Origin of the sequence: Limnospira sp. PMC 1279.21 (genome assembly GCF_032349615.1) — a bacterium.
Lineage (GTDB): Bacteria > Cyanobacteriota > Cyanobacteriia > Cyanobacteriales > Microcoleaceae > Limnospira > Limnospira fusiformis.
The window spans coordinates 1-1,064 of the sequence record NZ_JARPLU010000425.1; the positions used below are offsets into that span (position 1 = coordinate 1).

General features: G+C 41.0%; 1 protein-coding gene. It reads right to left on the bottom strand.

Annotated features, from left to right (window positions below; genetic code table 11):
* Nucleotides 1-173: 173 nt before the first annotated feature.
* A complete protein-coding gene (locus P5683_RS25175; RefSeq protein WP_006625483.1) occupies nt 174-725 on the bottom strand; it encodes an REP-associated tyrosine transposase in 552 nt (183 codons plus the stop codon).
* Nucleotides 726-1,064 lie beyond the last annotated feature (339 nt).

Consider the following 1,064-nt stretch of genomic DNA (forward strand, 5'->3'; position numbering starts at 1 on the left):
GCACCAATTCCCTCCCGTAGGGTGCGTTAGGCGCTTTTTCCAATGGGAATCCAACCCCAGCAATTTCATCAGCGCCGTAACGCACCAATTCCCTCCCGTAGGGTGTGTTAGGCGCTTTTTCCTATGAGAATTAAACTCAAGCAATTTCAGCAGCGCCGTAACGCACCAAAACCTTACTCTCCACCAATACCCTCCTTCATGACAATCTCCTCATTCTCCCCCCAATCAGAAGGATAAACCCCATGATGAATAAAACGGTGAATCGTCGAAAACTGCCAATCTCGTGGCGATTTAGATAACCCATGTTTCACCGGATTATAATGAATATAATCACAATGGGATGCAAAATCTTGTTCATCTCGAATTAAATGCTCCCAAAACCGCCTTTGCCACAGATTACTTTCTAAGCGCTTTTGACGAGAAATTGAAACTCCTTGTTCAACAGAAATTTCTTGCTTATAATGTTTGGTAACGTAAGTTTTAATTAGTCGTAAACGCATTGAGAAATCATCCTCATTATCAGGCAAAGTTAAAATACAATGAAAATGTTCTGGGAGTAAAACAAAAGCATCAATGAAAAAGGGATGTTTTATACTGACATGAAGGATGGCTTCTCGCAATGCTTTCCTTCCCGCAGGGGTACAAAGCCAAGGGATTCTTTGATAGGTGACTTGTGTAATAAAATAAGTTGCACCTGCACATTGAGGTCTTCGATAATTGGGCATAACAATTATTAAAAAATATCCTGTAAGGTGCGTTAGTGGGGGACTAAATGAGAATTAAAACATTTAACTGTTATTCCTGCGTAACGCACCGAAATCCTCAATTTTTGGGGATGGTGTGTTACGGCACTTATCATATTGATGGGATTTGATTCAATATTCAATCTATGTGCCTAACGCACCCTACGGGAACTTATAATATACCCAAATCTGGGAATTGGTGCGTTACTACTTCATGGATACGCTCAACTCCCACGATGGTGCGTTACGGCACTTATCATATTGGTGGGATTTGATTCAATATTCAATCTATGTGCCTAACGCACCCTACGGGAACTTATT

What these genes read in the sequence shown, in the direction of transcription:
- P5683_RS25175 (WP_006625483.1), bottom strand. Translation starts at nt 725, where the DNA reads ATGCCCAATTATCGAAGACCTCAATGTGCAGGTGCAACTTATTTTATT.